Source organism: Pseudomonas anguilliseptica (assembly GCF_900105355.1).
Classification (GTDB): domain Bacteria; phylum Pseudomonadota; class Gammaproteobacteria; order Pseudomonadales; family Pseudomonadaceae; genus Aquipseudomonas; species Aquipseudomonas anguilliseptica.
Genome location: NZ_FNSC01000001.1, coordinates 5,013,070 through 5,020,146 on the forward strand (window position 1 = coordinate 5,013,070; position 7,077 = coordinate 5,020,146).

A 7,077-nucleotide genomic window follows, 5' to 3' on the forward strand; every position below is an offset into this window, starting at 1 on the left:
CTCTATTTGTTGTTATCGAAGCGGGTCGGAGGCGCATGGCCAACCGCCGTATCCAGCATGTGCAGGCGCAATCTAGAGCCTTGCGTCTATGCTGTCTGTGACTATTTGTTGTGTGTATGCCGGGTAATGGGCGTCCGAGCAAGCACCCAGGTCACAAAGCGCACCGGAAAAACTGCGGATATGCCTCAGTAAAACCGGGTGAAACAGCGAGATTTTCTATTTTTCATGCTACAAACAAGCCTGTTGAGCGAAACATGGCCATTTGCCGCTCCACCCTCGTTAGCAGCCGGAATGTCTCTAAATGAAAACAAAAAAAGACGCTGTGACCTCCCCCGCGACCGAAGCCACACTGGCTGACCTGGCTGATACCCTGCTCGCTCCAATCGAGCGACTGGCCCCTCTACCGCCGCCAATGCGCTTGGATAGCAGCGGCGAGCAGTACATGTATTTCACCGAGCGCGACATCGATCGCATCCTCGATAACCTCGACGGCCTGCGCAGCCTGGTGTTTCCCCCAGCCCCGCAGGATGACGACAACGAACGGCGGGTGCAGCACTTCCCCTCTGTTTGCCTGATCGGCCTTGGCCGATGCGGCTCGAACATCGCATTGGATGTTGCATCGCTGGTCTACAACGCCCGGCAGTTCTACCTGAGCGAATTCAACAACGAAGAAAAAACCGTTGCCGAACAGGATTTTCGCCCCACCCGTTGGATTCGCAGCAACCTGCTGCGTGCTCCGAGCAAAGACAGCAAACCGGTATTTCTGATCGAGCCACTGGTGATGCTCGGCGACCTGGACAAGGACATCGAGGGACGCATCCGCTTCTCGCGCAAGGGCGAAACCAGCGGGTTCCTCAGCGACTACAGCAAGATGAAAATCATGGACCTCTCCGAGGTGCATGCCGGCGGCGCCGGTAACGCGCCGATCCTCGGCCAATACCTGGCCAAGATCATCCTTAACAAGGACACCCAGCGCTTCACCAACGAAGACTGGAAATTCATTCACAGCTACCTGATCGATTCGTGCGGCATCAAGGCCAACCAGTCGCGCCTGTACTTCTACATCTTCAGCGCCGGTGGCGGCACTGGCTCGGGCATGGCTTCAGAGTTCGGCCTGGCGCAGCAGTTCGCCTACATGAGCAAGACCTTCGACACCAAGAACTTCGAGGAAAGCCCGGAGAACCGTGACCACAGCTTCGTCTTCGAGCCAATCTTCACCAGCGGCATCTGCATCCTGCCGAACATCTCCGACCAGCGCAGCGAGATGTCCGAAGCCCTGCATATCAACGCCGGCCGCCTGCTGTGCAAGTACCTCGCCGAGGAGTGGGACTTCTCCTACAACTTCGACAATGAAGAGAACAGCGAAGAAAGCGTGATGCGCCGCATCCGTCCATGGAACGCCATGATGCTGATCTCCAACGACATCATGCGTTACGCCGAAGAAAGCGATGACGGCAATATCCAGAACATCGACGTCAACGCCATGGAGCGTCACGCCAACCAGTACATCTCGCAGCAGATCTTCAACATTCTCACCGCCCAGGCAGTGACCACCGACTACGACCAGAACTACTTCCGCCGCGCCGGCATCGACATTGGTGAAACCATCCGCCTGGACGCCAACGACCTGTTTATGAGCCTGGCCGGTCCGGTGGCCGTGGCGTATGCCGAATCGGTGGTGCCGGAGCAGAGCGCCGCAGCGCTGGACAAGTTCCGCGTGCTGGACAAGGAACCGTCGCGGCTGAACATCGACGACCTGTTCTTCCGCTCCATCGACCTGCCGCACTTCAACAAGGTCACCCAGGCCATCGAAGGCATCAGCCTGCTGCCGATCGAGTCCAAGCGTTATCGCGAAGCGCTGGATGAGTACAAAAAGTCCGATTACAACGCCGCCAAACTCAGCGACCTGCACTTCTTCAAGAACTGCTCCTCGGTGGTATCGATCGTCTCGCTGCCGAAAGACTACAAGCTGTCCTATATGGATCTGAACCGGCTCAAGACCCACCTCAACAGCCTGTTCCCCAACACCACGCTGAAGCGCTATGCACTGGTGATTGGCGCCTCGGCCAACCTGTCACTGACCACCCTGATCGCCAAAAGCCCGTGCCTGTCGGATGACTTCCTGACCCTGATCGTGGCCTTTATCAAGCGCTGCTTTGCCCGCGACCCGCACCGCTTCGACGAAAGCCTGGACAACGCCATTCTCGATTTCATCATGAGCGATGAGTTCGATGAAGTGCGGGTCGACGCCATGCTCAACGAGTTTGAGAACCCGGCGAAGATCCTCGATACCAACTGGTACGCGATCAAGCCGATGTACGAGAAGAAGTACCGCGAGCTGATCCACGATCAGGACAAATTCGTCTCGATCAACGATATCCGTCTATCCCGTGAAAGCGTGAAAAAGGCGATCAAGTACCTGCGCGAGATCTACCGCCACCGTATCGGCAAGACCCGGGTTATCTCGCTCAACAAGTACCACGAAAGCCCGCAAGAATAAGGCCGTAGCGCCTGTTTTCCGCTGCAGTCGTTGCGAAAAACAGGCGCATCCTTTAGGCGAGCATTGCTCACCACTCACTCAACCAACTCAAACTGGCCAAGGTGCCCGCCTCTCCCGGTCGATATTCGGCCGCTACCCAGCCCTGATACCCACAGTCACGCAAAGCCTTGAGCAACGGCGCGAACTGCAATTCGCCACTGCCCGGCGCACCGCGCCCCGGATAATCGGCAAACTGCACATGACCAATACGCCCGGCCAGCAAAGTGATACCCGCCTGTATATCCAGACCCTGCCGCGCCATATGGTAGAGGTCGTACTGCGCAGTCAGATTGGGATGGGCCACCGCCTTGAGCAACTCATTCAGCTGCTCCGGGGTATTGATCATAAACCCTGGCATATCCAGCGGGTTGATCGCCTCCACCACCACACCAATACCCAACAACTGAAAGGCCTCGGCAGTCTTGCGCAGGTTGTCGATCAGACAGGCCAGCGCCTGTTCAGGCTCTACACCCTCGGCCAGGCGACCCGGCAGCACATTGACCAGCGCTGGCCGCACCATGGCGGCGTAGCTCAAGGCCTGCTGCAACGCCGCAGCAAACTCTGACTGACGTGCGGGGACCGCAGCCAAACCAGCACCACCACTCATCAGATCACCGGCTGGCAGGTTGATCAGGCGCAGCGGCATACCCGCAGCCTCCAGTGCCTCTTTCAGGGCAATGGCCGGCAGCTCGTAGGGAAACTGGATTTCCACACCATCAAAGCCGGCAGCGGCGGCAGCGGCGGCAGCGGCGGCAGCCACTATCCGCTCACGCAGCGGTAACTCGGTAAACAACAACGACAGGTTGGCCGCAATCTTCATGGCTGTGATTCTTGAGGCTGCGGCGCCCGATAGAGCTGAACCAGGGTCGCAGGGTCACGCTCCAGATTGCCCTGGCTGCCGTGCTGGCGCATCAGCTGCGCCGCCAGGCCGCTGACCGGCGTGGCCGAGCCGATCTACTGCGACAGCTTGACCGCCGTATCGAGATCCTTGAGCAAGGTGCGCACATGCCATTTGACCGGCTCGAACTGACTCTCGGCCATCTGTGGCGCAAGAATCTGCAGCGGCTTGGAGTCGGCAAAACCGCCGGCCAGCGCGGGTGCAATCAGGCTGGCATCGACCCCGGCCTGCTCGGCCAACGCCACCACCTCAGCGATCACCAACGCGTTACAGGCGACGATCATCTGGTTGCACACCTTGGTCACCTGGCCTGCGCCAACGTCACCCATGCGCGTCAGGCGTTGCCCCAGATGTGCAAGGATCGGCCTAACCCGTTCGATATCCTCAACCCGGCCACCGGCCATGATCGCCAGTGTGCCGTTGGCCGCGCCCGGTGTGCCGCCGGAAACCGGCGCATCTACCCAGCGCATGCCACAGCGAGCATGCAGTTCAGCAGCCATTTCACGGGTGGCGGCCGGCTCCAGGCTGGAGAAATCCACCAGTACCTGCCCCGGCTTGCCCATTTCCACAATGCCGCCGGGACCGAATACCACCTCGCGCACTACATCGGTGTTGGCCAGGCAAAGCATGACGACATCGGCCTGAGCACAGAGCTGCGCCGGGCTGGCCACCGCTTGCGCGCCCAACGCCTGCAATGGCGTGCACTTATCAGGGGAACGATTCCACACGCTCAGCGGATAGCCAGCGGCCAACAGGCGCTGGCTCATGGGCAGGCCCATAAGGCCAATACCAGCAAATGCCAAAGCAGGACGGGAGGTGGACATAGGCAGACTCCGACTCATTGATGGTCGCCATCTTAACCCAGCGGAGCCAGAACCTGTCCCGCCAGTCAACGCCCGTACAACACCTTACAGACCGTCCTTCTCCAGATGATCGAGATTGACCGGCTCGCCGCTGTGCGCACCAAGCTTGGCGCGAATGTCTTCGAACATCAGGTCGTACTCGGCGTGGCTGCGCATGATCAGGCTGCTGTTGGTCGGTAGCCCATGCTTGTGTGCCAGCCGCGTGGCCACACTGGCGAAGTTGTAGGCAGTATCGCGGTGCAGTTCGAAGACTTCTTCAAACGCCTTGCCGTTCACCTGGCCGTGCATGCGCATATGCAACATCGGCCTTCGCCGGGTCCTGGCGGACTTCGTAATGAAGGTCGACGCTAAACAGCGGCGTATCGGCGGAGGCCAAGGTATTGGCGCGATGCAAATGTCCGGGTTCAAACATGCTGGCAGCTCCTGCAATCAGTCCATGGTGCTGCCAGCATAGTTGCTCAAGATGACCGAGGTGCACGCGCCAGATCAGTGCAGCGGCGTGCGCGGAGTGCGTTCCTGAGCCAACACCCAGGGGGCTACAACCACCGCCCACAGCTCTGGATTACGGTTTAGCAGGTCTTCGGCGCGGCTGTCGTCAGCCTTGCTCAAGATCCCGGCAGCCAGGCGGCGACTTTTTCCTGGTCGTTCAGCGCCACAGCCTGCGCCACTTCGATCAGATCCTGAGTGCCGTCGACCAGCAGCAAGGCGCCACGGGCGAAGAAAGGTTGCAGCTCCTGCCAGGTAATAGCTGCAGTTTCACCAAGCAGCTTGGCATAGAGGGTGCTAGGTTGTTCTGTCATGGATTGCCCTGTCATTGGTGAGCGCTTTTTAGTCGGCCGCCATGATAGCGTCGACCTGCCCGCTGGCAAATTCGCAACGCTGTTCGCGACGTTACCAACGGCGATCAAGACACGCCGTTTTTCTATACGTTTATTACGTTAAAGCGACACCCCAGGGTTTTGCCCCCAGCAAGCCGCTTTTCAAGCCGCAAAGCCGCGCTCTACACTGCACCGGTACAGTTGCCGGGGGGATGACCGGGGAAACAACCCGGTTCTGCAGCTTTGGCCGCCAGAACTACAACAATCAAAACCAATAAGAGCGGAGCACTATGAACAAGGCTACTAAGCAGATTTCCAAACTGTTTGCCGCCATGGCCATGGCTGGCGTTGCCAGCTACTCGGTAGCGGCTGACACCATCAAAATTGGCCTGGCAGGCCCAGTCACCGGCGCCGTCGCGCAATACGGTGAAATGCAGTTCATCGGTGCCAAGATGGCCATCGAGCAGATCAACAAGGCCGGCGGGGTGAACGGCGCAATGCTCGAAGGTGTGGTCTATGACGACGCCTGTGATCCGAAGCAAGCCGTTGCCGTAGCCAACAAGATCGTCAACGACGAAGTTAAATTCGTGGTTGGCCACTCTGCTCCAGCTCCACTCAGCCAGCGTCCGACATCTACGAAGACGAAGGCATCCTGATGGTCACTGCCGCGTCCACCAGCCCGGACATCACCTCGCGCGGCTACGAGGTGTTCCGCACCATCGGCCTGGACAGCCTGCAAGGCCCAACCGCGGGCAACTTCATCGCTGACCACGTCAAGCCAAAAGCCGTTGCAGTAATCCACGACAAGCAGCAGTACGGTGAAGGCATTGCCACCGCGGTCAAGCAGACCCTGGAAAGCAAAGGCACCAAGGTTGTTCTGTTCGAAGGCATCAACGCCGGCGACAAGGACTTCTCCGCAATGGTCGCCAAGCTCAAGCAAGCCGGCGTGGACTTCATCTACTACGGTGGCTACCACCCAGAACTGGGCCTGCTGCTGCGTCAGTCGGCTGAGAAAGGCCTGAGCGCCAAGTTCATGGGCCCAGAAGGCGTAGGCAACAAGGAAATCTCGGCCATCGCCGGCCCAGCTTCCGAAGGCCTGCTGTTACCCTGCCGAAGTCGTTCGACCAGGACCCACGCAACCAGGCGCTGGTTGATGCGTTCAAAGCCAAAAATGAAGACTCCAGCGGTCCATTCGTGTTCCCGGCTTACGCCGCAGTACAAGTGATCGCCGAAGGCATCACCAAGGCTGGCGATACCGACACCGCTAAAGTGGCCGCAGCCCTGCGTGCCAGCAGCTTCGACACCCAACTGGCACCCTGGCCTTCGACGAGAAGGGCGATCTGAAAGACTTCAGCTTCGTCGTCTACGAATGGCACCAGGACGGCACCAAGTCCGAAGCCAAGTAAGCTCTTAGCCTGAACCCAAAACCCACTGCTCCGGCAGTGGGTTTTGTTTATTAGAAGAATTCCGGTTGCATGCTGCGCCAAAAGCGCTGCCTTGCGTGACAACCCAGGAGTTAGGCAATGCCTGATCTTTATCACTACCTGCAACAGCTGGTTAACGGTCTGACCGTTGGCAGCACCTATGCCTTGATTGCCATCGGCTACACCATGGTTTACGGCATTATCGGCATGATCAACTTCGCCCATGGCGAGGTTTACATGATTGGCTCGTACGTAGCCTTCATTGTGGTCGCCGGCCTGGCCATGTATGGCCTGGACAGTTTACCCATCGTGATGATTGCGGCCTTCGCCGCCAGCATCATTGTCGCCAGCGCCTATGGCTACAGCATCGAACGGGTCGCCTACCGCCCTCTGCGCGGCGGCAACCGTCTGATTCCGCTGATTTCCGCCATCGGCATGTCGATCTTCCTGCAGAACCAGGTGCTTCTGGCGCAGGACTCCAAGGACAAATCGATCCCCAACCTGCTACCAGGCAACTTCGTCTTCGGCGAGAGCG

At 58.9% G+C, this 7,077-nt stretch carries 4 protein-coding genes and 4 pseudogenes; 4 read left to right on the forward strand and 4 right to left on the reverse strand.

Annotation, left to right across the window (positions count from 1 at the left end; all coding sequences use genetic code 11):
* Positions 1-322: 322 nt before the first annotated feature.
* Positions 323-2,500, forward strand: coding sequence for a hypothetical protein (locus BLW24_RS24415; protein ID WP_420875017.1), 2,178 nt, complete (start codon positions 323-325; stop codon positions 2,498-2,500).
* A gap of 67 nt (positions 2,501-2,567) precedes the next feature.
* Here the strand turns inward: BLW24_RS24415 and BLW24_RS24420 are convergent, their stop codons facing one another.
* The 4 genes and pseudogenes from BLW24_RS24420 to BLW24_RS24435 form a co-directional block, all read right to left on the reverse strand.
* A complete protein-coding gene (locus BLW24_RS24420) occupies positions 2,568-3,359 on the reverse strand; it encodes a hydroxypyruvate isomerase family protein (protein WP_090375227.1) in 792 nt (263 codons plus the stop codon).
* Positions 3,356-4,261 (reverse strand): annotated as a pseudogene (locus BLW24_RS24425) (NAD(P)-dependent oxidoreductase). The gene BLW24_RS24420 and the pseudogene BLW24_RS24425 overlap by 4 nt, the downstream one beginning before the upstream one ends.
* An 84-nt stretch (positions 4,262-4,345) precedes the next feature.
* Positions 4,346-4,712 (reverse strand): annotated as a pseudogene (locus BLW24_RS24430) (DUF5064 family protein).
* Between the two features lie 74 nt (positions 4,713-4,786).
* Positions 4,787-5,100 (reverse strand): annotated as a pseudogene (locus BLW24_RS24435) (DUF2288 domain-containing protein).
* 308 nt (positions 5,101-5,408) lie between these two features.
* Between BLW24_RS24435 and BLW24_RS27330 the strand changes: the two are divergent.
* From BLW24_RS27330 to BLW24_RS24445, 3 genes and pseudogenes are all read left to right on the forward strand, one after another.
* Positions 5,409-5,774, forward strand: coding sequence for an ABC transporter substrate-binding protein (locus BLW24_RS27330; RefSeq protein WP_420875015.1), 366 nt, complete (start codon positions 5,409-5,411; stop codon positions 5,772-5,774).
* Positions 5,774-6,462 (forward strand): annotated as a pseudogene (locus BLW24_RS27335) (ABC transporter substrate-binding protein). The gene BLW24_RS27330 and the pseudogene BLW24_RS27335 overlap by 1 nt, the downstream one beginning before the upstream one ends.
* A gap of 179 nt (positions 6,463-6,641) precedes the next feature.
* A partial coding sequence (locus tag BLW24_RS24445) for an ABC transporter permease subunit (RefSeq protein ID WP_420875016.1) occupies positions 6,642-7,077 on the forward strand: 436 nt, incomplete at its 3' end.

Bases quoted from the DNA above. Each gene is read 5' to 3' on its own strand.
- BLW24_RS24420 (WP_090375227.1), bottom strand. From the start codon at position 3,359: ATGAAGATTGCGGCCAACCTGTCGTTGTTGTTTACCGAGTTACCGCTG.
- BLW24_RS27330 (WP_420875015.1), top strand. From the start codon at position 5,409: ATGAACAAGGCTACTAAGCAGATTTCCAAACTGTTTGCCGCCATGGCC.